This window comes from Halogeometricum limi (assembly GCF_900115785.1).
Classification (GTDB): Archaea; Halobacteriota; Halobacteria; order Halobacteriales; family Haloferacaceae; genus Halogeometricum; species Halogeometricum limi.
Map to the genome: position 1 here is coordinate 1 of NZ_FOYS01000003.1, position 21,986 is coordinate 21,986.

The window sequence follows — 21,986 nt, forward strand, 5'->3', positions numbered from 1 at the left end:
CGATATCGCTGTCTTCCTGCATGGCTTCGGCGACGTCGCGGGTCTGGAACGCGATGGATTCGAGCGTCGCGCGGACGACGTGCTCGCGTCGGGTGCCGCGTGTCATGCCGACGATGGTGCCGCGTGCGCGCTGGTCCCAGTGAGGCGCGCCGAGGCCGGCGAAGGCGGGGACGAAGTAGACGCCGTCGGTGGAGTCGACCGAGCGGGCGAGTTCCTCTGTCTCGGCGGCGTCCTCGATGAGGGTCATATCTTCGAGCCACTCGATAGCGGCGCCGGTGATGAAGATGGAGCCTTCGAGGGCGTACTGGACGGGTTCGCCGGAGCGCTGGAAGCCCACCGTCGTCAGGAGGCCGTTCTCGCTCATGACGGCTTCGTCGCCGGTGTTCATGAGCATGAACGACCCCGTACCGTAGGTGTTCTTGGCGTCGCCGGCGTCGAAGCAGGTCTGGCCGAACAGAGCGGCCTGTTGGTCGCCGAGTGCGCCGGCGACGGGGATTTCGGCGCCGAGGAAGCCGTCGGCGTCGGTCGAGCCGTAGGTGTCCTCGTCCGACGAGGGTCGGACTTCGGGGAGAAGCGCCTCGGGGACGTTGAACTCGTCTAAGAGTTCGTCGTCCCAGTCCATGTCGTGGATGTTGAACAACATGGTTCGGGAGGCGTTGGTGACGTCGGTGATGTGGTTGCCGGTGAGGTTGTAGATGACCCACGAGTCGATGGTACCCATCATCAACTCGCCGTCCTCGGCGCGGTCACGGACGTCGTCGGGACGCATGCGCGCGAGTTTGATCTGGTCGGTGTTGTCGAGGAGCCACTCTGCTTTGGTCGCGGAGAAGTACGCGTCGGGCTCGAGACCGGTTTTCTCACGGACCCACTCTTCTTTGCCTTCGTCTTGGAGTTTCTCGATGCGGTCGGTGGTGCGCCGGTCCTGCCAGACGATGGCGTTGGCGATTGGTTTGCCGGTTTCGCGGTCCCAGATGAGGGTGGTTTCGCGCTGGTTGGTGATGCCGATAGCCTCGAGTTGCTCTGCGTCGAGGTCGGCTTCGTCGAGAGCGTCGAGGATGACGGCCTCGGTGTTCTCCCAAATCTCTTCGGGGTCGTGTTCGACCCAGCCGGGTTCGGGGTAGATCTGTTCGTGTTTTCGGTACGCGTTGGCGACGACTCGCCCGTCGTGGTCGAAGACCATGAAACGGGTTCCGGTGGTGCCTTGGTCGATAGCACCGACGTATGTGTCTTGGCTCATTGTGGATCAGTCACGGCACAACTTTACTCTCGGTGCCGCGCTCTGAATAAGAATATCATATGTTCATGATAAATCTTTCTGTCTGAGGCAGGTGGTCTCACACCACTCGGGGGACCAGTTCCTCTGGAGAACGGGTGTGGTGGCGGGTGAATCCGGAGTTCGCGACACGAACGCCGACTTCTCGCGTCCGCCGTTCGAGTTCACGTCCTGTTACGTGACTATCACGAACGGCGTACACGTCTGATATTCATCGATTGGGTATCGGTACTGGTAGAAAAAACCGAACGGTCGACGGCGGCGCCGATTCCCGCTATCGGTCCCGTACTGTCGCGAACCTCGGACGACAGAGTCTCGCTCGCGTGCCACCGTTCGGCCCCACCCGGGGCACGGTACCCGTCGGTACGAACCAACTCGACGGTCGTTCGACCCGCTCTGCGGCCGGATTCTCTCCGCTTCCGCGGCTTCCTCTTCCACCGCACCCCTTTCAATATCGTTATTGATACTGAGAACCCTAGAGTAATGATGAATGAATGTCTACTGTTGCGATATGGACTTGGTCTGTGGCGGGGAGTCGTCCGAGGAGAGGGGGAGTCGCGGACAGGTTGGTATCGGTACGCTCATCGTGTTCATCGCGATGGTTCTGGTCTCTGCGGTCGCCGCGGGCGTCCTCATCAACACGGCCGCATCGCTTCAAGCGACGGCCGAGAACGTCGGCAAAGAGAGCATGGACAGAGTCGTCAACGGCGTGGAAGTCGTCACGGCGGCCGCACACATCACTCCCGAGGTGGATAACGACGTCGAGAACGGTACCGTCGACACCATTCGCCTCTGGGTCCGGCCCCGTCCCGCCGCGGGCGACATCAACGTGTCTCGACTGACCGTCAAGTGGGTCGGCGACGAGGCCGGGACGACGCTCACGTTCGCGGGAGAGACGCCTACTGCACCCTCCACGGCCAGCGACGCACACACCACGTTCAACGCCAGCGAGAGTATCGGCGACGGCGACCACATTCTCGAACGCGGCGAGGAGTTCATCCTCTATCTGAACGTCTCGCAGATCGAGAGCCAAGACTCCGACCCGACGAACCTGGTCACGCTTCGTCCGGGTGACCGCGCCACGGCCGAACTCACCGTCGCGACGGGGAGTACGTCCGCCACGTACCTCACCGTACCGGATTACACCGGCAACGCGACGTACGTCCCTCTCTGACCCGTTTGCGCCGGCACTACGTCGTCTCCTCTCTCTTCTCTCCGGACCGTCGCGCAACGCTCCGCGTTCGGGCTTGACGCGACTCCGTCCTCACTCGCTTCCGGCGCTGAGTCGTTCGTACTGCTCGCGGAACCGAGACGCACAGGACGAACAGCAGAAGTGGTACTGTTTGTCGCCGATTCGCTCGGACTCGCCTTCGCTCGTCACGGTGTTTCCGCACTCCGCGCAGGTGAGTGCGAACTCCGTCCCGCCGACGCTGGGTGTCCACTCCGTCTCCGAGACGAGTGTCACCTCGTAGTCGGCGACGCGCGTGAGGTCGACGACGTCACCCAAGTGGCCGCGGACGTCGTCCGCCCGGAGTCGCGCGGAGAAGACCACGTCGCCCTCGACGGTGACGAACACGTGTTCGACGGCGTCGGATGCGCGAAGTGCGTCTCGAATCGCCGCCGTCTCCGTCGCGGAGACGTCGAGGCGGACGAGGACGGGGACGCCGGAGCGGAGTTGTGAGCGGTCTATCTCGACGGTGAACCGCTGTATCACGCCCGATTCTTTGAGTTTATCCACCCGGTCGGAGACGGCGGGCGGCGAGAGTCCGACTCGTTCTGCGATGTCGCTGAACGGCCGTCTCGCGTCTTCGGTGAGGAGTTCGAGTATCTGTACGTCCGTCTCGTCCAACTCGCGCATACGAGACTAGTCCGTTTTGTTCCACATAGCGTTTGGCCTCGATTACCAGTGTATTATGCCGTCTGTACTCGCGGAAACTTTTCTTTCGAAGGCCCGTCGGATTCGAGTCGCCGTTCGTCGCTTCTCGCTCGTGTTCGAGTGAATCTACGAACCGTCAGTTACACGACTGCTACCGTCGTTCTTCGGTGGTCTATAACGAAACCGGTCGAACGTCCTCGTATTCGTAGAGGTCACGGAAATCATAATGAATCGCCAACTGACAGTCGCGCTCGTCGCCGTCGTCGCCGTCGTCGCCGCCGCGGGTGGTGCCGTCCTCTTTACCGACCAGTCCGGTGGAGAAGACGTCTCCCCCGCGGCGGCCGACGAGGCCGCGGCGGTCGAGCAGTCGACGCCGACACCGCAGTCGAGCCAACAGACCGAACAACCGACGCAGACGTCCGCAGAGACGGACTCGTCGTCCGAAGAGACGTCGACCGAGGAGTCCGACGACGACTCCTCCGTCGAGCGAGCGAACGACCCCCCGACGGCCGACGCCGGTGAGAACCGGACCGTCCGCGAGTGGGTCCGCGTGACGCTCGACGCCTCGCAGTCGGCCGACGCCGACTCCGACGGCGACCTGACGTACCGATGGTCGCAGGTCGCGGGCCCGTCGGTCGACCTGGCCGAGTCCGACACGGCGACACCGAACTTCCTCGCACCCGACGTGAGAGAACGGACCAACCTCACCTTCGCCGTCACCGTCACCGACGCCGACGGTGCGACGGCGACGGACACGGTGACCATCACCGTCCGTCTGCCCAAGACGTCCAGCGACACCGCGAAGAAGACGGAGACGCCCACGGACGAGAACAACTCGACCGACGAGGGCGACTCGACGGATAGCGACGACTCGTCCGACGACGGCGACACCGCGAACGACGGTGACTCGTCGACCGACGACGACGCCGCGAACTCCGGCACGACGAAAGAAGACATCGCGCAGGCGAAATTCGGCTCCGACTACGAGAGCCTGAACGCCGCCGAAGCGGCCACCGTCTACGAGATTCACTTCCGCCACTCCGAGGGCGACTGGGACCCCGAGAGCGTCCAGACTCGCGACGAACTCGCACGGAGCGAGTACGGCACGGAGTTCGAGAACCTCGAATTCGACGCCCGCGTGGACGTCCAATCGACGTTCGACGCCCAGTTCGGCGACACCGGCGGGGCCATCTCGAAAGACGAGATTTCGCAGGCCAAGTGGGACCACGACTTCGACGAACTCAGCAACGAGTCCGCCGGTCAGATCACCGAACTGTACGACCGACAACCGTGGGAGTCCCGCGAGACGTCGAAGATACGCACCCGCGAGCAGTGGGCCAACAGCCTCTACCGCTCCGAACTCTCGGACCTGACCCGCGACGCGCGACTCGAAGTCGAACGCCGCTACAACAACCAGTTCGCGGACTGACCGTCGTCGGCCACCCCGCGAACCCGACTCACTTTCGTTTCTTCGGTTCTCTGACCGGTCGGACTGTGGTTTCACAAGAGAAAGGAGCATAAGACTGGAACCACAAACGATGCGTATGGGTCAGACACTCACCGTCGAAGGGATGAGCTGTGGACACTGCGAACAGACCGTCGAAGACGCGCTCTCGGGCGTCTCCGGCGTCGAATCCGCCTCCGCGGACCACGAGTCGTCCTCGGTCACCGTCGAAGGCGACGCCGACGCGGCCGAACTCGTCTCCGCCGTCGAAGAGGCCGGCTACGACGCCTCGGCGTAGTCGTCCAGTATTACGATTTTCTCGCGACGTACTAACGAAGCGTAGATACGTGGAGTCTGCCACCGTCGGACCGTGTCACGGTCCGTCGACTCCGCCCGGACGCGAAGCGTCCTGAAGTACTACGTCTACAAGGCGACGACGGCGGTGGAGTTCTACCGCCCCGTGATGTATCTGTACTTCTACTCGTCGGGCCTCTCGTTCGTTCAAATCGCGCTGTTGGAGGCCATCTACAACGTCACGACCGTCTTGGGGGAAGTGCCGACGGGGTATCTCGGAGACAGGGTCGGGCGGCGGAACAGCCTCCTCCTCGGGACGACGCTCATCACGTTCACGCTCGTCGGGTTGGGTCTCGCGGCGTCGTTCCCGGCGTTCGCCGTCCTCTACGCCTGCTGGTCGCTCGGCTACGCGTTCCGCTCGGGAACCGAAGACGCGTGGGTGTACGAGACGCTCGGCGACGCCGCCTCCGAGGGAGCGTTCACGCACGTCCGCGGACGCGGACAGTCCGTCGCCCTCGTCGTCGGCGTCGGTGCGTCGCTCCTCGGGGGCTACCTCGGCGCGGTGAACCTCGCGTACCCGTTCTTCGTCGCCGCCGCCGTCACCGCCCTCGGCGTCGCCGTCCTCCTCACGCTGTCGGACCCCGACGAGTACGCGTCCAGACAGACGCTCGGCGTCCGCGAGTCGCTCCGAATCACTCGCGAGGTGCTCTCGCGTCCGACGCTTCGGGCGTTCGTCGTCTACTACTACGTCCTGTTCTCCGCCGTCTCGTACCTCGTGTTCATCTTCCTGCAACCGGTGTTCGAGTCCGTCGTCTCCGACTACGCCCTCCCGTTCCGCGTCGAGACGCTCCTCGGCGGGTTCTACGCGCTGTCGAACCTCCTGTCTGCGGCCGTGAGCTACCGCCTCGAACGGATACGCGAGGTCGTCGGGGTGCGCCGGTGGTTCCTCGCGCTTCCCTTCGTCGTCGGCGGCGGCCTCGCCACCGCCTCCGTCACACCCGCGCTCTTGGTCCCCGTGCTCTTTCTCACGCGCGTCGTCGTCGAACCGACGCGCTCGCTCGCCGGGCAGTACGTCAACGACCGCATCGAGACGCTCGGCCGCGCGACGGTGTTGAGCGCGATGGCGATGGCCGGTGGTCTCACCGTGATACCGTTTCAACTCGCCGGTGGCGCGGTCTCAGACGCTGCCTCGCCGAGTCTCGCACTCGCCCTCGCCGGCGGCGTCCTCGTCGTCGGGTCGGCGCTCGTCCTCCTCTGGGAGTCGCCGCTTCGGACTCCGGCCGAGTCGACGACGGAAGCGTGACTCTCGCTCTCGGTCGAAGCGACTACCCGTCGGCCGCCCGTGGCTCCCGTACCGTGACCGGTCTCGGAACGCTTCCACTTCGGAGAATAGCACGTTACACGGTGGTCACGGCGCTGTTCGCGAGCGTAATCGGATTCGTCCGCGAGGGCAGCGTTGGCGGTGGCGTCGCCCTCGGCGTCGCCGCCGGAGTCGGAGCAGCTGTCGGTCTCCTCGGGTTCGAAATCGTGCAGGGCTACCGATAGCGAGTCTGAGAACTATAGTAGCGTCTGCAACTGTCTACTCACCCGGCCGCACGCCGTCGTACGGTCGAGTGAGTGATGACTTGCAAACGCTACTATAGCCGAGACGGCCGTCACCGACGCCTTTTACGACGCGCCCGACGGAGAGGGACCGTGACTCGCGAGAAGCGTGGCCGACGCGTCTACGACTGGTGGAGCGACCATCAGCGCCTGTTCGGCGTCCTCTCGCGACTGCTCCTGTTCGGGAAGGGCGACGCCGCGCGCGCCCGGGGCGTGGCTTCGCTCGCGCTCTCGCCGGGCGACGCCGTCCTCGACGTGGGGTGCGGTCCCGGCGTCAACTTCCCGGCGCTCCGCGAGGACGTCGGCCCCGCGGGAGCCGTCGTCGGCGTCGACGACAGCGAGGGGATGTGCCGACGCGCGCGCACGCGAATCGCCGAGAACGGGTGGCAGAACGTCCACGTCGTCCGCGCGGACGCCGCTCGCGTGCCGGTCGGTGGCCCGAACGCGCCGTTCGATGCCGCCTACGCGACGCTCTCGCTCACCGCGATGCCGGACGCCGAACGCGTGGTTCGCGCCGTTCACGACGCGCTTCGCCCGGGTGGGCGGTTCGTCGTCGTGGACACGCGACCGATTCAGGACGCGCCCTGGGACCGACTCAATCCGCTTTTCACGCCGCTGTCGGAGTTCGCGACCAACTGGCACCCCGACGCGGACGTGGTCGGCGCACTGGACGACGCGTTCGCGTCGTGTTCCGTCACCGAGTACAACGGCGGGACGCTGTACGTGGCGACGGCGACGAAGTCCTGAGGGGAGTCAGTCTGCGCCCTGCGCGTTCGACGCGTCGGTGTCGTCACCCATCTCCGCGGGGTTACTCATTCCCTCTTTGACGCCCGCGACGATGAGGCCGACGTTCACCGGGTACGCCGCGAGGAACCCGACCGACAGGGAGAACGCGAGACCGCCCCAGAACAGCGGTTCGGTGATTTTCGCGCCGCCGGCGAGGAGCAGGTCGGTTCCGATGGCGGCTATCTCCATGATGGTGATACTCGGCGTCTCGCTGTAGAGCGCGTCCATCACGGCTTCCGAGAAGCCGACGCCGTCCTGCATTAGCGGTCCGACGGTGAGCGCGAACCCGAAGAGGTACGCGAGCGAGAACGTGGCCGCCGCCGTCAGGAGCGTACTCTCGACGGCGAGGACACCAATCATGAGAACGAACCCGGTCACCTCGCCCGCCCCGCATCCGGAGTAACAGTGGGCGGTCGACCGGAATCCGCGTCGCCAGATGGAGTCGTGCGGTATCTGCGTCCGGCCGGTGTACCAGTACACCGCGAGGCCGAACGGCCCGGAGTAGAGGACGACGAGCGTCCAGACGGCCTTCATCAGCGACCCGAGTTCCTCGTTGCGGTTCCAGAGGTCCCACCAGAGGACGCCCAGCGTGACGGCGACGAGAACCGCCCACCCGGTCAGCACCGCCGGGTCGGACAGTATCGGCACCAGTAGCTCTCGGGCCGGTTCGAACGCTTGCTCTACGCTTCGCACGAACTGGTCGAGCATGTCGACAGGCAGTCCGAACGGGAGGACCAAAGACTCGTTGGCCGCCGCAGTGCGAGTACCCCGGGAACGAAGCCGTCGCTCGACACGCGGGTCGAGACGCCGCCGACAACGGTATGTCACGACGAAACGAGGTATTCCGTATGGACGACGACCATCCGACGCCGTCGCGCCCGGACGTCGACCTGACCGACGAGGAACTCGACGCGCTTCACAACCTCCAACTCGCCGTCGAACACGTCTATCAGGCGTACGGCGACCTTCTCCGATTTCACCACGAAATCGGTCACGCGATGGACCAGATGAACGACGCCGAGACGGCCCTCCGCGAGGCCGGGCACGAGGCGTGGGCGAACCGACTCCGCGACCACCTCCTCCCGTCGGGTGCCATCGACGACGCCTGGACGTACGAACTGGTCGACGCGTTCCGAGACGGACTCCTCGCCGACGCCACCGACCTCGAATCGGACGTCAGAGAGGACCTCGCCGACGGCGTCGACCACGTTACCGAACGACGACAGCAGGCCCGGTGGCGCGAACGCGCCGGGTGGGACGAGTGACGTAGATTCTTCTCTCACGTTAATTACATTCTTTTGTGAATGTAGGGATACAAGACACGTTTGTGTTGGTTATATGTACGTCGAGTCCGTAGAAAAGGTCGCGCGTCGAAGATGGCACCCACCATTCGCGGCGGTGTTCCATCCCCCCGGAACTCCCCACCCACCCCCCCACCTTCCGTCGCGACTTTCGACGCGGCACTTTCCTGCGCTCGCAGCCCGACCGTTTCGGGTGTGGGCGCTTTCGGACACTGAGTCACCGTCAGCGACGGTGTCGCTCGGCGGTGCCGTCTCTCCCGGGAGTCGCTACTCGTCGTCGCCGTTCGCCGCGTCGCTCTGTGCCGCTTCGACGTTCTCCGCGTACGATACTAACTCGTCGGCGAGGGTGCGCGCTTCCTCGGCCGAGAGCGTTACTTTGTCCGCGTGCGGCGGCAGGTGTTCGAGTTGGCCGTTGTCGAGTTCGAGTTCGAGTCGGACGTGGTCGGGGTTCTTCCGCGGCGCGGTGACGTTGAGGACGGCGAACGCCTCCTCGGTGAAGTCGTGTCCGACCGCCTCTGCGTCGAGCATGTCGAACGTCGTGTACGCGTTCACGCGGAGCAGTCTGTTGGGCATATCTCTCTCTTACCGTCGCTCGGCCATGTGCGTGACGCCCGTGACAGAAGGGGTGACGACCGCGTCTCAGTCGTCGGCGGGCGACGGACTCGCGTCCATCGAGTCGTCCTCGGCGTAGGGGTACCACGTCATCTTCGTGTTGTGCATCATCGGGTCGTCGTAGTCCGTCTCCTCGGGTTCGACGAACGCGTCGAGTTCCTCGTCGTCGTGTCGGGCGACGAACTCGCGGAACGACTCCTCGCCCTCGCGGTTCTCCGCGAAGCGGCCGACGAGGTTCCGAATCGCGCCGGGCACCTCGTCGACGGGGACGCGTTGGGTGACCCAGCGAGCGAACTGCGGTTCGTCGCCGAGGCCGCCCCCGAGGCCGACGTCGAGGGCCTCGACGGGTTCGCCGTCCTTCCGCGTCTTCATGCCCCGGAGGCTCACGTCGGCTATCTGTGGCTGTGCGCACGAGGCCGTGCACCCGGAGAGGTGGATGTGGAACTGGTCGACGTCCTCGGGGAGTTCGACGTTCTGTTTCAGCCACCGCGCGAACCGGACCTGCCGGTTCTTCGTCTCCACGATGGAGAGCGAGCAGAACTCGGTTCCCGTGCAGGCGACGGACCCACGCATGAACGGCGACGGGTCGGGCGAGTAGTCGTCCAACAGGTCTTCCGCGAGGAAGTCGTCGAGGTTCTCTTCGGGCACGTCGGTGACGATGACGTTCTGTCGCTGCGAGAGACGCACCTCGCCGCTCCCGTACTCGTCCGCCAAGTCCGCGAGTTCGAGGACGTCCTCGGCACCCATGCGGCCGACGAGGACGTTCAGGCCGACGAAGTAGTTGCCGTCCTTCTGCTCGTGGACGCCGATGAGGTCGTTTCTGTCGCCTTTGCCGGTGTTGTACGTGTACTCCTCGCGCACGTCGCGGCCCGCGGTGTGCATCTCGAAGTCGACGTACTCGTCTTGGAGAACGTTCCGGACCTTCTCGGGACCCCACTCGTCGACGAGGAACTTGATGCGGGCGTTGTAGCGGTTCTCGCGGTCGCCGTAGTCGCGGAACAGTGCGGAGAGACCGCCGGCGACGGCGGAGACGTTCTCGGGGGCGACCCAGACGTCGATGTCGCGGGCGAATCGCTCCTCGTTGCGGGCGAGGCCGCCGCCGACGCGGACGTTGAAGCCGACCTGTTCGTCGCCGTCGACGTCCTTGTACGCCGGTTCGAACGCGAGGTCGTTGATGTCGCCCTGCCCGGACCCGTCCGCCGACCCGGTGACCGACACCTTCCACTTGCGCGGGAGGTTCGAGTGGTCGTCGTCGCCTTTGAACGTCTCGTTCAGTTCGCGGATGACGGGCCACGCGTCGACGACTTCCTGGGCGTCCTTCCCGGCGACGGGGTTGCCGACGATGTTCCGCCAGGAGTCACCGCAGGCCTGTTGGGTGGACATCCCGTTCTCCTCCAGTTTCTCGAAGATGGCCGGGACGTCTTCGAGGCGAATCCAGTGCAGTTGGATGGACTGCCGCGTCGTCCAGTCGGCGTAGGCGTCGCCGAAGATGGGGTTGGTCCCCGGTCCGCGCGCGAACTCGTCGGCTATCTCGCCGACGACGCGGAGTTGCCCCGGTTCGAGCACGCCGTTCGGCGTCCCGATGCGCATCATGAAGTACGACTCCTGGCCGTTCCGCTGGTGGTACAGCCCCCACCACTTGAAGCGCTCGAACCAGGCGTCGTGTTCGTCCTCCGGGATGCTCTCCCATCCTTCTTCGGCGAACTCGAACAGATGTTCGCGAATCTCGTTCCCGTACACCGCTGACTTCCACCGCTCTACGTCCGTGGGCATGGTCTTACTTCGAACTGCACGCCCATCTTCAAAGAACGCCGTCTGCCGTCAACCCTTCCCGGTGCTTCCGTGTAGCGGATGTTGTTGCCGGTTATTCCCGAACCGTCGGTGTGAGAACGCTCTCGCGGTCGATATCGTGGAACGACCCGTCGACGACGCGTCCGACGGGGAGCCATTTCGTCGTCGCCGACGCCCCGCACGCGATGCACTGCCCGTACGCTCGCACCTCTATCGTCCGCCCGTCGACACCCACTTCGACGAAGCCCTCGACGACCATGTCGGTCAGGTCGCATCCGCAGAATTCCGGGTCCGGAAAGCGCCAGAGTTCGCTCACGCTCACTTTCCGGTCGTCGTTGACGGACACCCACGCGCCGTCGTCGAGGATGCGGAGAGCAACTGTCATACGTCTCCCTAGGACGCCCCGCTACCCCACTCTGGCGGCGCGAGCAAACCGCGACACTGTCGGTGACGCCGCCTCGTCTCTCGAATCCGGTGCCGTCCCCCGATTGTTCGAAAATTCCGCGTCGAAGATACCGGAAATCGGTTCTGGTACCCCGGAGTGGAGGAGCGAATTACACCTGCAGCGTCCCTTATCCGCCGGGCGTCCGTGGGTGTATCCGATGACCGATACGACTCCCCGACGCCAGGGTCACAGACAACACGTCTCGGCGGACGTCGCGCCCGAACTGTACATCCCCGACGCCCACAGAGACGAATGAGCCCCGGCGAACGCGAGACCACGCGACAGACGACGACCGACGAACCAACCGAATCCCACGAAGACGACGACGCCGACGCCGTCGACGACCACCTCCAGTCGCTGGACGACGGCGCGGGCTGTACCGAAATCTGGGAGCATCTCTCCGAGAGCCGAGAGGAGTAGTCGCGTGCCGGACGCGACGCTTCGTTCTCCGCGCCGACAGACTGCGCTCTCCCCCTCGCTCGCAGACCGCACGGCGCAGGGAGACGCTTTTGTCTCCTCGTCTGTTACCCTCCGACACGAATGACGGAGGACGACCCGGTATCCGACGCCGACCACGTCGACGATGAGCGCGTGGCTTCGTCGGACCACCGTTCGGACGGCGGTCGCCGACGGGGTTCGTTCGCCGCCGACCGCGTGGAACCGGTCGGTGAGCCAGTAGTCCGCGCCGACCCCGCCGTCACCGGCGAACGCGCCCGCGAGGCCGTCGGGTTCGACCCGGACGACCCCGAGAGCGTCGCCCGCGCGGCCGAGACGGTCCGCGCGTTCTCCGAGAACACCGTCGGCTCCGAGGACAACGTCTACATGCTCCGCGGTGCCGCGGCGTGCGCCGCGCTCGTTCGCGGCGTCGGGTCGTACAAGGAAGCCGCCGAGCGCGCCGGCGGCGACGTCTCCGTCTCCTTCATCCGCAAGTGGGCGCGCGTCCACGACCTCCCGCAGGCCGTCCGCCGACACGTCGCCCGCGGACGCATCGCGCCCACGGCCGCAAAGCACATCGCCCGGGTCTCCGGCCCGGACCGATTCGACCTCGCGTGGGCGGTCTTGGACGGCGACCTGACCGTCAGAGAGGTGCGCCGCGTCGCGAGCGAGGTGAACGACGGCCGACCCGTCGCGGAGGCACTCGCCGAACGCGACGTCACACTCGGTCGACTCGACCTCTCGTTGTCACACCACCAGTACCGGGAACTCCGTCGCCGGGCCTCCGTCGAGAACCGGCCTCCCGGCGACGTCGTCGACGAGGCACTGGACGCCTACTTCGAGGACTGAAGGAACCGCGTCGCCGCGTCGACGTACGTCTCTCGCGCCGTCTCCACCTCCTCCCACCGGATGGTCTCGTTCGGGAAGTGCGCCTGGTCGATAGAGCCGGGTCCGTACAGCACGGTCGGAATCCCGGCGGCCACGTAGTGCCGCGAGTCGGCGCCGTACGTCGCCCCCACGGGGTCGGTGTCGTCGTGTCCCGTCTCCGCCATCGCCGCTTGGAGCGACCGAACCACCGGTTCGTCGGTGTCTATCTCGGCCGACTCGAACTGCACGGTGAACCGGTCGAACGACGGCGGGTGCTCCGAGAGCCACTCGCTCTCTGCGACCACCTCCGCGAGACGCTCCTCGTACGCCGCCTCGACTTCGTCCACCGTCTCGCCGGGCGCGACGCCGAAGCGCCACTCGGCGGTGAGCGTCCCGGCCACCGACGAGGACCACGACCCGGCGCGGACGATGCCGACGCAGATGGGCCACGGGATGGGGTACTCCTCGTACAGGGGGTGCGACACCGACTCGCCGCGTTCGGTCTCCAACTCGAAGAACGCCTGTCGGATTCGCTCGAAGTGCGGCAGTACGTCCTCGCCCTTCCACCGCGACGCCGCGTGCGCCGCCCGGCCGCGGATTTCGAGACGCTTCATCACCGTTCCTTCCGTCGCCGTCACGCAGCGCAGCTCGGTCGGTTCGGCGACGATTGCGGCGTCTCGTTCGAACGGGTAGGGGTTGTCCAACGCGGCGGCCGCCGCGCCGACGCCGCCCTCCTCCTCGCCGACGACGCTCTCGACGACGACGCGCCCGTCGAGGTCGACCTCGCCCGCGTCCGCGCGTTCGCGCAGGTCCTGTACGGCGAACACGCACGCGCCGACGGCCGCCTTCATGTCCACCGCGCCGCGGGCGGTGAGTTCGCCGTCGTCCCAGACCGGTTCGAACGGGTCCGACGACCAGTTCTCCCTGTCGGCGGGAACCACGTCGGTGTGGCCGTTCAGGACGAGCGTCGGCCCCGCGTCGGGGTCGCCGAACTCCGCGACGCCCGCGACGCTCGGCCTGTCGGCGACGGCTATCTCTTCTGGGTCGTCCGGGAACGATGGATGCGAGGCGAGTCTGTCGGCGTCGGCGGTCCACTCGTAGACGTCGAAGCCGAACGATTCGAACCGGTCCCGAAGCCACGCCTGCGCGTCGGCTTCGTTCCCGTCCGTCGTGTCGAATCGGAGGAATCTGTCGGTGAACACGCCGAGGGGCGTTTCGCTCGGTGTCTCTGACATAGTTCGACCGACGGCGGGGGGGTACAAGAGCCTACGCGAGAGTAAACGCTTATCACTACCCACCAGTTATGAACGTTCGAGGGCCGGTAGCTCAGTTTGGCAGAGCGTCTGGCTTTTAACCAGACGGTCGAGGGTTCAAGTCCCTTCCGGCCCGTTTTCAGACCCGCGAGCGACAGCGAGCGGTGTCGTCACTACGCCGAAGGAGTTGAATCAGGGAGCGAAGCGACCGTGGTTCAAGTCCCTTCCGGCCCGTTTTCAGACCCGCGAGCGACAGCGACGGCGACGTGTCGGGACGCGTCGACGCGGGAGGATTGGCCTTATGATTTCTTGACCGGCGTACAAAAATGAGGAGAATCCGAATCACAAACAATCTCTGAAACACCAGAATTAGAGACTCTCAGGCTTCGACTGCCAGAATAGATTAATGCGGGCCGAGAGAAGCGCCTACAGAGCAACATGAGCGACGCTTCCACCCGCACAGACGACAGTCGCGAGGACTCGACTCCGCTACAGACGATGCAGACGCCGGACGAGCGTCTCCTCCGAACCGACGGTGGAGAAGAGGAGTCGGAGAGTTCGGGCGAGGCCACCGACGGCGGCGAGGAGTCGACGAGCGACTCGGAGTCCGACGAATCAGGCAACGGGGACGACTCGGAGTCGGCCGACGGCGAGGACGAGGAGGCCTCGGCGGAGGCGGACGGTGCCGCGGACGCCTCGGACGAAGCCGACGAAGACCACGAGGACGAAGCGGGCGAGGAAGCGTCGGAGGACGAGGGGACGACGGTGCTCTTCTTGGACCTCGAAGGGTTGTTCCTCGACGTCCTCGGTCTCGAAGTCGACCTCGACGAGGTCGAACTCGACGTGTCCGCGGTGAGCGGTCCGGGTCGTCTCCTCGGCAACCTCCTCGACGGCGTCTCAGGACTGCTCGGGTCCGGCGACGGCGGAATGCTAATGGATTTCCTCGGTGGGAGTCTGTTCGAGGGTCTGACGGGCGACGAGGACGAGGACGGACTCCTCGGCGGCGGCGACGACGAAGAGGGTGAAGAGGGCGACGGCGAGGGACGACTCGCCGCCGCGGCCGACTCGGCGAAAGAGTCGCTGAGTAGCGCTCTCGAAGACGTCCCGATGCAGGAGATTCTCACCTCGGTCCTGAAGGAACTGATCGACCAGATGTTCGACGACTCCGACGACGGTTCCGAGTCGGGGTCCGGGTCGGAGTCATGAGCGACGACAGCACCTCGATTGCGGGCGCGTTCGAGAACGTCGACTTCGCGGCAGCGTTCGCCGACACGCCGTTGGCCGACGAGTTCGACGACGAGTCGTCGTTCGGCGAGACGGTCGGCGCGTTCGCCGGCCGCCACCTCGGTGGGTGGGTCGGCGGCGTCCTCGGCGCGACGGTGCTGACGCCACTTCTCTCGGACGGCGGGGGCGGTGACGGCGATGACGACGGGGAGGGCGACGCGTCGGAAGACGGCGACGAGGCGTCGGACGACGGCGACGACGCGGCCGGCAACTCCGGCGGCGACGGCGGAGGTGAGGAGTCGTGAGCGACTCGCCGAACCTCGCCAGAGACGTGGCGAACGACGTCGTCGACGAGATAGACGTCGGGTCGGTCGTGACCGGTGACGGCGACGTCGCGGACGAGCTAGACGGCGAGTCGCTGGGCCGGTCCGTCGGCGAGACGCTCGGCGAAGCGCTCGGCCGACTCGTCGGGGGGAACGTGGTTCGGTGGCTCCTGTCGAAACTGTCGTTCTGGAACGACGACGACCCGTCGCTGGCCGCTCGCTTCGGGAAGTCGCTTCTCGTCGCCGTCGGTCGGACGCTGGCCAAGCCCGAGTTCAAAGAGCCTATCGGCGACGCGCTTCGGGGCTTCGTCGACCGACTCGAAGAGAAACAGCAGGCCGCCGCGGACGCCGCATCGGAGGCGAGCGACGAGGCGACGGACGCCGCCGCGGACGCCGCAGACGCCGCATCTGACGCCGCGGAAGACGCGTCCGACGCCGTCTCCGAGAACGCGAGCGAGGCCGCCGAGGCGCTCGAATCCACCGAGATGGACGAACTCCGAAAGGAGACGTACCGCGACCTGTTGGAGATGATGGACTACTCGAAACTGCAGTCCATCGCCAAGGAGTCGGGCGTGAAGGCGAACCTCTCGCGGGACGAGATGATAGACGCCATCGTCGAGGAGTTCGACGCCGAGGCAGAGGCCAACGAGACGGCCGACGACGGCGAGGAGAGCGCGAACGGCGACGAAGAGAGCGACGACTCCGACGACGGAGCGTAACGACCGATGACGGACACCGACCTCTCGGCGGCGTTCGAGGACGCGCGGACGACGGCCGAGCGAGTGCAGGCCGACGTCGACGGTGAGTCGCTTCCCGACGACGGGGCGGACGAACTGCGCGAGTCGACGGAACGAGTCGCGACGGCCGTCTCCGAGGCGTCGCTGTCGGAACTCCTCTCGGTCGCCGGGTTCGACGACGTCCCCGACGACGCGTCGCCGACGGACCTCCCGACCGTCATCCGCGACGCCGACCCGGAGGCTATCGTCCGGTTGCGGACGCTCCTCCAACTGGCCGACTTGGGCGACGCGTGGGACGAACTCGACGAGACCGAACGCGTCGCTCGGTTGGACGACGCCGTCGCCGACGAGGCGGAGAGCGGCGGGTTCGACCAACTGAAAGAGTATCTCGGCCGTCTCGGTGGCTTCGGCGAGGACGAGTCGGCGGCGGAGTCAGAGGGGACGGAAGACGGCGCTGACGAAACCGGCGACGACGTAGACGAAACCGGCGACGACGTAGACGAAACCGGCGACGACGCCGGCGACGGAGACGACGAACTCCTCGAACTGCAGGACCACCTCGGCCGCCTGCGACAGTTCCTCGAAGACGACTCGGCGTCCGCCGACGCGGATGCGGCCGAGAGCGACGACGGAGCGGACGACGAACCGGCCGCCGACGCGGACGACGAACGGCCGCGCCAATCGACTGCGGGGTCGGGCGGCCGGTTGTCGACGGTCCCCGGTTCCCGGTCGGACATGGGCAAGTCGACGCGGTTCTCTTCGATTCGCGGGCGGAAGTAGGGCCACCGACCGCGCCGTCGTCGCTTATTCCAGGTCCAGCAACGCCGCAACCTCGTCTAAGTACTCGCCGTACACAGAGAGCGCGGACTCGATGGGTTCCGGCGAGGACATGTCGACGCCCGCGGTTTCGAGCACGTCGATGGGATACTCCGACCCGCCGAGGGCGAGTGCGTCGCGGTAGTCCGCCGCGGCGTCTTCTCCCTCGTTCAGAATTCGCTCGACGATGGCGACGGCGGCGGAGATGCCCGTCGAGTACTGGTAGACGTAGTAGTTGTAGTAGAAGTGGGGGATACGCATCCACTCGCGGGCGATTCGGTCGTCCACGTTCGCCGGCGCGTAGAACTCCTGTTTCAGGTCGCCGTACAGCGCGTCGAGGCGGTCCGGCGTGAGTGCGCCGCCGTCCTCGCTGATGGTGTGCATCTGGTGTTCGAAGTCGGCGAACATCGTCTGGCGGTAGAGCGTCGACCGGAACCGTTCGAGGTACTCGTCGAGCACGTGGGTCCGGAACTCGTCGTCCTCGACGTTCTCCAAGAGGTACTGCGTGAGGAGCGTCTCGTTCACCGTCGAAGCGACTTCCGCGACGAAGATGGTGTAGTCGGCGTACTGCCACGGCTGTTCGTCCTTCGCCAACTCCGAGTGCAGCGAGTGGCCGAGTTCGTGGGCCAAGGTGAACATCGAGGCGATGTCGTCCTGATAGTTCATCAGGATGAACGGCTGGGTGTCGTACGTCCCCGAGGAAAACGCCCCGGAGCGCTTGCCTCTGTTCTCGTACACGTCGACCCAGCGGTCTTCGAGTCCGGCTTCGACCTGCGCTTGGTACTCCTCGCCGAGGGGGGCGACGGCGTCGACGATGTACTCTTTCGCCTCCTCGTAGGTGACCTCCGGCCCTTCCTCACCCGTCAGCGACATGTAGAGGTCCCACATCTCCACCTCTTCGACGCCGAGGGCTTCGCGCTTCAGTTCCGTGTGCCGGTGGAGGTAGTCGAGGTTGTCGCGGACGGTTTCGACGAGGTTGTCGTAGACGTCGACGGGGACGTTCGGGCCGTCGAGTGCGGCTTCGCGGGCCGTGTCGTAGTTCCGCGCGTTCGCGTACTTCACGTCCTTCTTGACGCTGTTCTTCAGCGCGGTGCCGACGGTGTTGCGCACGTCGCCCCACTCGTCGTAGAACTGTTCGTACACCTCGCGGCGGAACTCGCGGTTCGGGTGCTTCTGAAGCTTCGTGAAGTTTCCCTGCGAGATTTCGACGGACTCGCCCTCGGGGTTCTCCACGGTGGGGAACGTCATATCGGCGTTCGAGAGCATGCCGTAGATGTCGCTCGGGGCACCGGCGACTTCGCTCAACTCCGCGAGGAGTTCTTCGACCTCTGCGGAACGGGTGTGCGGTTTCATCCGAAGCACGTCGTCGAAGTAGTGTTCGTACTCCGCCAGTTCGGGTTCGGCCTCGACGAACGACGCCACCTCCTCTTCGGAGAGTTCCTGCAGTTCCGGTTCGACGAAACTCGCCGTCGACTGCGCCTCGGAGGCCAGCGACTCGGCTTTCGCCTGTAGCGCTTGGTACTCCTGGTTCCGGGTGTCCTCTGCGCTCCGGAGGCTGGCGTAGTTGGCCACCTTCGACACCTCGCGCATGACCGCCTCTTCGAGTCGGAGGAGTTCGAAAAGCGTCTCGGCGTCTTCGGTCACTCGCCCCTCGTAGGCGGCGATATCCGACAGGCGCGATTGGACGTCCTCGAACGCCTCCTCCCAGTCGTCGTCGCTGGCGTAGATGCTCGCCAAATCCCACTTGTACTCGGTGTCGATGTCGCTCCGTTCGGGAACCGAACTCATACCTCGTGAGAACCGCGGTGTCGTGGTAAGCCTTGCCAATTGTCGCCGTGTCTATCGGTCGTCGTGGCGTCGCCGTCCGCGACTCCGCTGGTATCTCTCCGCACCAGTCGCTACTGGGTGTGAGCTTCGAAGGGGGGTGAGGGGGGTGAGGAGGGACGGCAGTAGGCCGGTAGCCGGTGCCGCGGTGGGGGGGACGGCACCGCACTACTCGGCTTCGGGGGAGCAGGGCGTGGGTGGGGTGGGTGGGTGGGGGTGGATGGTGGGGGTGCCTACCCGCGAACTCCGCCTGACGAGGGCGGTCGTTCGCGTGCACCGACGAAACGTCGGTCCATGCGGGACACGAACGTCGACTCGCCCGTGCCGCACTTACTGGTACCGGTGCGAGGGACGTATCAGTGCTGCCTAAGTGGTTTGGGTTCGTGAAGAACGATGATGGACGACGACATCGAACGCCGTCGCTTTCGGTCTCCGTCGACGTCGTTCAGAAGAAGCGGTCGCGGTTCGGGGTGAGGCGGAGGGGGGCAGGCCGGTCAGTGTCTCGTCGCGCGGGCGTCCCGTACGCCACCACCGTCTCTGACTTTGTCTTCGCAACTCGGGCACACACGTGGGTTGTCCATTCCTTCGGGAGCGAATACGCGTACGTACTCCGTGGTCACGAACGAACTGCAGTTTTCACACTTCGGCATCGACCTGTTTTTCACCCTTTCTAAGCATAAAATTTAGGGCCAAACGCGTAACGAGATGTACGTCTCGCCGAGCGCGACTGTCCGATTCCCGGCGTCGTCCGCCGTCTCCCCAACCTCTTTCGCGTTCTCCGGTGACGCCGTGGTATGGACGACGAGACGAAGATGGCGGCGGCACTGGGGTCGACGTGGACGGCGGCCCATCCGTGGGACTTTCTGAGTCGACTGACGCGACTCGGAAACCGTATGGGTGGCAGCGAGGGCGAACGCCGGGCCGCGGGCGTCGTCGCCGACGCCTTCCGCGAGGCCGGCGTCGACGACGTACACGAGGAGTCCTTCGAGATGCAGGCGTGGTCTCGCGGGTCGTCGTCGCTCTCCCTCGTCGACGACGAGCGAGCGTTCGAGACGGTTGCGCTCCCGTACTCGCCGTCGGGGGACGTGACCGGGGAACTCGTCGACGTGGGGCACGGAACGCCGGACGAGATAGACGACTGCGACATCGACGGGAAGATAGCCGTCGCCTCCACGACGACGCCGCCCGGCGGTCGGTTCGTCCACCGCATGGAGAAGTTCGGCTACGCCGTCGAACGGGGCGCGGAGGCGTTCGTGTTCGTCAACCACGTTCCCGGGCAACTCCCGCCGACGGGGTCGCTGACGTTCGACGAGGAGGCCGTCGCCCCGGCCGTCGGCGTCAGCAAGGAGTCGGGCGCGTGGCTGACCGACTACGCCGACGAAGGGGCCGTCGCCCGTCTGACCGTCGACGCGGAGACGACGGACGGCGAGAGCCAGAACGTCGTCGGCCACGTCGGGCCGGACACCGACGAAGAACTGCTCGTGGTCGCACACTACGACGCGCACGACATCGCCGAAGGTGCCCTCGACAACGGGTGCGGTATCGCCGTCGTCGTCACCGCCGCACGAATCCTCGCGCGACTCGACCTCCCCGTCGGCGTCCGCGTCGCCGCCGTCGGTTGCGAGGAGACGGGACTGACCGGCGCGGAGAATCTCGCCGACGAACTCGACCACGACGCGGTGAAAGCCGTCGTCAACGTCGACGGCGCGGGCCGGTTCCGTGACCTCGTCGCGATATCGCACACCTCGGAGGCGACGGCCCGCGTCGCCCGCGAGATGGCCGCGGAGACGCGCCACCCCGTCCACGTGAAGACCGAACCGCACCCGTTCAGCGACCAGTGGCCGTTCGTCCGCGCGGGCGTCCCCTCGCTGCAACTCCACAGCGACAGCGGCGAACGCGGCCGCGGATGGGGGCACACCCACGCCGACACCCGGGACAAAGTGGACGACCGAAACATCCGCGAACACGGGATGCTCGCGGCGATGCTCGTGAAGCGACTCGCCGACGAGGACGAGGTTCCGCGACTCGACACGGACGAACTCGCCGACGCCTTCAGAGCCGAGGACTTCGAGACGGGGATGCGCGCGGCGAACCTCTGGCCCGCCGACTGGGAGTGACCGCGTCGCCGTCGTCACCGAACGTCTCGGGCGGCCGAACCCGCGGGCTCCTCGCCCGCGACGCCGCGTCGAATCCGCTCTGCACCGCGAGCGCGGACGAGTCCGTCCCGCCGTCGCTCCTCGAAGACGGCGAGCGTGCTCTCGACGGCGTCTGAGTCGCGTTCGAACGCGACGCCGGGGTAGTCCACCCGGACGAGCGTGAGCGGTTCCGGCGCGGCGGTGGCGACGGCGTCCCGCCCGGTCAACGGCTCGGCTCCGAGAATCCGCCCGACGCTGTCGAGCGACCGGTCGCCGGTGGCGACGCCGTGGACGACGCTCACCAGACGACGGACGAGGTTGTAGCAGAACCCACCGGCGGCGACGCGGAGGACGAGGAAGTCGCCGTCCGGTTCGACGGAGACGGAGAGGTCTCTCTCTGTTCCGGTGTCGTCCGGCGTGAGGTTGTGGTAGTCGTGTTCGCCCGAGAGTTCGGCCGCCGCGGCCCGCGCCAGCGACTCGTCCGCGCCCGGCGCGTACAGGTCGTAGACGTACTCCCGGCGGACGGCGTCGTGCGTCGCGTGGAACGTCTCCGTCACGTCGGCGGCGGCCCACGCGCGGACGCTCCCCGGGAGTTCGGCGTTGAGCGCCCGCGGCGTGCACCACTTCGGGCAGTCGAACGCGACGGTCTGGCAGAGCGCGGAGACGCCGGCGTCCGTCCGCCCGGCGGGGGTGTATCGCGGCGGTTTCCGCTCGTCGTCGAACACGCCGAGTGCGCGGAGGGCGTCGAACAACGCGTCTTCGACCGTCGGGACGGAGGGCTGACGCTGGTAGCCGTAGAACGGTCGGCCGTCGTAGGCGAGACGGAAGGCGCGCACACGTCGTCTTCGCCGGTCTCTCGACTTATGGCCCGCGGTTTCGCCCGACGAACTGTATATACAGCCCGAAGGACGAAACGAGTAGCGGGTAGTTTTCTGACTATGATTGGTT

At 66.1% G+C, this 21,986-nt stretch carries 24 protein-coding genes and 1 tRNA gene; 15 read left to right on the top strand and 10 right to left on the bottom strand.

All coding sequences use genetic code 11. From position 1 onward, the window contains the following. Nucleotides 1-1,237, bottom strand: a 1,237-nt coding sequence (gene glpK / locus BM282_RS08725) for a glycerol kinase GlpK (protein WP_089881064.1), incomplete at its 3' end; no start/stop codon positions are given. Nucleotides 1,238-1,784: 547 nt separating this feature from the next. On the opposite strand from glpK, the gene BM282_RS08730 reads away from it, so the two are divergent. After that, nucleotides 1,785-2,447 carry an archaellin/type IV pilin N-terminal domain-containing protein gene (locus BM282_RS08730; protein WP_089879532.1) on the top strand — a complete coding sequence of 221 codons (663 nt, stop codon included), beginning with the start codon at nucleotides 1,785-1,787 and terminating at the stop codon, nucleotides 2,445-2,447. A gap of 90 nt (nucleotides 2,448-2,537) precedes the next feature. Here BM282_RS08730 and BM282_RS08735 read toward each other — a convergent pair whose 3' ends face one another. After that, complete coding sequence (locus BM282_RS08735; protein WP_089879535.1) at nucleotides 2,538-3,131, bottom strand: AsnC family transcriptional regulator; 594 nt, start codon at nucleotides 3,129-3,131, stop codon at nucleotides 2,538-2,540. 244 nt (nucleotides 3,132-3,375) lie between these two features. On the opposite strand from BM282_RS08735, the gene BM282_RS08740 reads away from it, so the two are divergent. The 5 genes from BM282_RS08740 to BM282_RS08760 all read left to right on the top strand — a co-directional run bounded on the left by BM282_RS08740 (nucleotide 3,376) and on the right by BM282_RS08760 (nucleotide 7,236). Beyond that, nucleotides 3,376-4,578 carry a PKD domain-containing protein gene (locus BM282_RS08740; protein WP_089879537.1) on the top strand — a complete coding sequence of 401 codons (1,203 nt, stop codon included), beginning with the start codon at nucleotides 3,376-3,378 and terminating at the stop codon, nucleotides 4,576-4,578. A gap of 115 nt (nucleotides 4,579-4,693) precedes the next feature. Further along, a complete protein-coding gene (locus BM282_RS08745; protein WP_089881067.1) occupies nucleotides 4,694-4,891 on the top strand; it encodes a heavy-metal-associated domain-containing protein in 198 nt (65 codons plus the stop codon). Nucleotides 4,892-4,963: 72 nt separating this feature from the next. After that, entirely contained in the window at nucleotides 4,964-6,190 is a 1,227-nt protein-coding gene (locus tag BM282_RS08750) for an MFS transporter (RefSeq protein WP_342712574.1), read from the top strand. A gap of 101 nt (nucleotides 6,191-6,291) precedes the next feature. After that, entirely contained in the window at nucleotides 6,292-6,432 is a 141-nt protein-coding gene (locus BM282_RS18490) for a hypothetical protein (RefSeq protein ID WP_175501453.1), read from the top strand. Nucleotides 6,433-6,582: 150 nt separating this feature from the next. Further along, a complete protein-coding gene (locus BM282_RS08760; protein WP_089879543.1) occupies nucleotides 6,583-7,236 on the top strand; it encodes a class I SAM-dependent methyltransferase in 654 nt (217 codons plus the stop codon). A gap of 6 nt (nucleotides 7,237-7,242) precedes the next feature. Here the strand turns inward: BM282_RS08760 and BM282_RS08765 are convergent, their stop codons facing one another. Continuing rightward, nucleotides 7,243-7,983: a DUF4396 domain-containing protein gene (locus tag BM282_RS08765; RefSeq protein WP_089879546.1), complete on the bottom strand. Its 741-nt coding sequence runs from the start codon at nucleotides 7,981-7,983 to the stop codon at nucleotides 7,243-7,245. A gap of 140 nt (nucleotides 7,984-8,123) precedes the next feature. Between BM282_RS08765 and BM282_RS08770 the strand changes: the two genes are divergently transcribed. Beyond that, nucleotides 8,124-8,540: a hypothetical protein gene (locus tag BM282_RS08770; protein WP_089879549.1), complete on the top strand. Its 417-nt coding sequence runs from the start codon at nucleotides 8,124-8,126 to the stop codon at nucleotides 8,538-8,540. Between the two features lie 303 nt (nucleotides 8,541-8,843). Here BM282_RS08770 and BM282_RS08775 read toward each other — a convergent pair whose 3' ends face one another. The 3 genes from BM282_RS08775 to BM282_RS08785 all read right to left on the bottom strand — a co-directional run bounded on the left by BM282_RS08775 (nucleotide 8,844) and on the right by BM282_RS08785 (nucleotide 11,364). Then, nucleotides 8,844-9,149, bottom strand: a complete 306-nt coding sequence (locus tag BM282_RS08775; protein ID WP_089879552.1) for a DUF6360 family protein — start codon at nucleotides 9,147-9,149, stop codon at nucleotides 8,844-8,846. A 66-nt stretch (nucleotides 9,150-9,215) separates the two neighbouring features. Further along, entirely contained in the window at nucleotides 9,216-10,961 is a 1,746-nt protein-coding gene (locus BM282_RS08780; RefSeq protein WP_089879555.1) for a nitrite/sulfite reductase, read from the bottom strand. Between the two features lie 91 nt (nucleotides 10,962-11,052). Beyond that, the gene (locus tag BM282_RS08785; RefSeq protein WP_089879559.1) at nucleotides 11,053-11,364 is read right to left on the bottom strand and encodes a hypothetical protein; all 312 of its coding nucleotides are present in this window, start codon (nucleotides 11,362-11,364) and stop codon (nucleotides 11,053-11,055) included. A 312-nt stretch (nucleotides 11,365-11,676) separates the two neighbouring features. Between BM282_RS08785 and BM282_RS18495 the strand changes: the two genes are divergently transcribed. Continuing rightward, nucleotides 11,677-11,844: a hypothetical protein gene (locus BM282_RS18495; protein WP_175501455.1), complete on the top strand. Its 168-nt coding sequence runs from the start codon at nucleotides 11,677-11,679 to the stop codon at nucleotides 11,842-11,844. Between the two features lie 120 nt (nucleotides 11,845-11,964). After that, entirely contained in the window at nucleotides 11,965-12,708 is a 744-nt protein-coding gene (locus BM282_RS08790) for a DUF7119 family protein (RefSeq protein ID WP_245758331.1), read from the top strand. Here the strand turns inward: BM282_RS08790 and BM282_RS08795 are convergent. Continuing rightward, on the bottom strand, nucleotides 12,693-13,961 hold the full coding sequence (locus BM282_RS08795) for a M20/M25/M40 family metallo-hydrolase (RefSeq protein ID WP_089879562.1): 1,269 nt from the start codon (nucleotides 13,959-13,961) through the stop codon (nucleotides 12,693-12,695). The two genes, BM282_RS08790 and BM282_RS08795, sit on opposite strands and share 16 nt — an antisense overlap. Nucleotides 13,962-14,041: 80 nt before the next feature. Between BM282_RS08795 and BM282_RS08800 the strand changes: the two genes are divergently transcribed. From BM282_RS08800 to BM282_RS08820, 5 genes are all read left to right on the top strand, one after another. Further along, nucleotides 14,042-14,115, top strand: a tRNA-Lys gene (locus BM282_RS08800). Between the two features lie 302 nt (nucleotides 14,116-14,417). Beyond that, on the top strand, nucleotides 14,418-15,185 hold the full coding sequence (locus BM282_RS08805; protein WP_089879565.1) for a hypothetical protein: 768 nt from the start codon (nucleotides 14,418-14,420) through the stop codon (nucleotides 15,183-15,185). Continuing rightward, a complete protein-coding gene (locus BM282_RS08810; protein WP_089879567.1) occupies nucleotides 15,182-15,508 on the top strand; it encodes a hypothetical protein in 327 nt (108 codons plus the stop codon). Before BM282_RS08805 ends, BM282_RS08810 begins: the two co-directional genes overlap by 4 nt. Beyond that, nucleotides 15,505-16,245, top strand: a complete 741-nt coding sequence (locus tag BM282_RS08815) for a hypothetical protein (protein WP_089879571.1) — start codon at nucleotides 15,505-15,507, stop codon at nucleotides 16,243-16,245. Before BM282_RS08810 ends, BM282_RS08815 begins: the two co-directional genes overlap by 4 nt. 6 nt (nucleotides 16,246-16,251) lie before the next feature. Continuing rightward, nucleotides 16,252-17,043 carry a hypothetical protein gene (locus BM282_RS08820; RefSeq protein ID WP_089879574.1) on the top strand — a complete coding sequence of 264 codons (792 nt, stop codon included), beginning with the start codon at nucleotides 16,252-16,254 and terminating at the stop codon, nucleotides 17,041-17,043. Between the two features lie 24 nt (nucleotides 17,044-17,067). Here BM282_RS08820 and pepF read toward each other — a convergent pair whose 3' ends face one another. Together pepF and BM282_RS19065 are read right to left on the bottom strand one after the other, a co-directional pair. Continuing rightward, nucleotides 17,068-18,867, bottom strand: coding sequence for an oligoendopeptidase F (pepF, locus tag BM282_RS08825; RefSeq protein ID WP_089879577.1), 1,800 nt, complete (start codon nucleotides 18,865-18,867; stop codon nucleotides 17,068-17,070). A gap of 530 nt (nucleotides 18,868-19,397) precedes the next feature. Further along, nucleotides 19,398-19,553 (bottom strand): DUF7563 family protein, encoded by a 156-nt coding sequence (locus BM282_RS19065; RefSeq protein ID WP_449271686.1) that lies wholly within the window; start codon nucleotides 19,551-19,553, stop codon nucleotides 19,398-19,400. 144 nt (nucleotides 19,554-19,697) lie between these two features. Here BM282_RS19065 and BM282_RS08830 point away from each other — a divergent pair, with 144 nt between their 5' ends. After that, nucleotides 19,698-21,020, top strand: a complete 1,323-nt coding sequence (locus tag BM282_RS08830; RefSeq protein WP_089879580.1) for a M28 family peptidase — start codon at nucleotides 19,698-19,700, stop codon at nucleotides 21,018-21,020. A 14-nt stretch (nucleotides 21,021-21,034) separates the two neighbouring features. Here the strand turns inward: BM282_RS08830 and truA are convergent, their stop codons facing one another. Beyond that, entirely contained in the window at nucleotides 21,035-21,874 is an 840-nt protein-coding gene (gene truA / locus BM282_RS08835) for a tRNA pseudouridine(38-40) synthase TruA (RefSeq protein ID WP_089879583.1), read from the bottom strand. Between the last annotated feature and the right edge of the window lie 112 nt (nucleotides 21,875-21,986).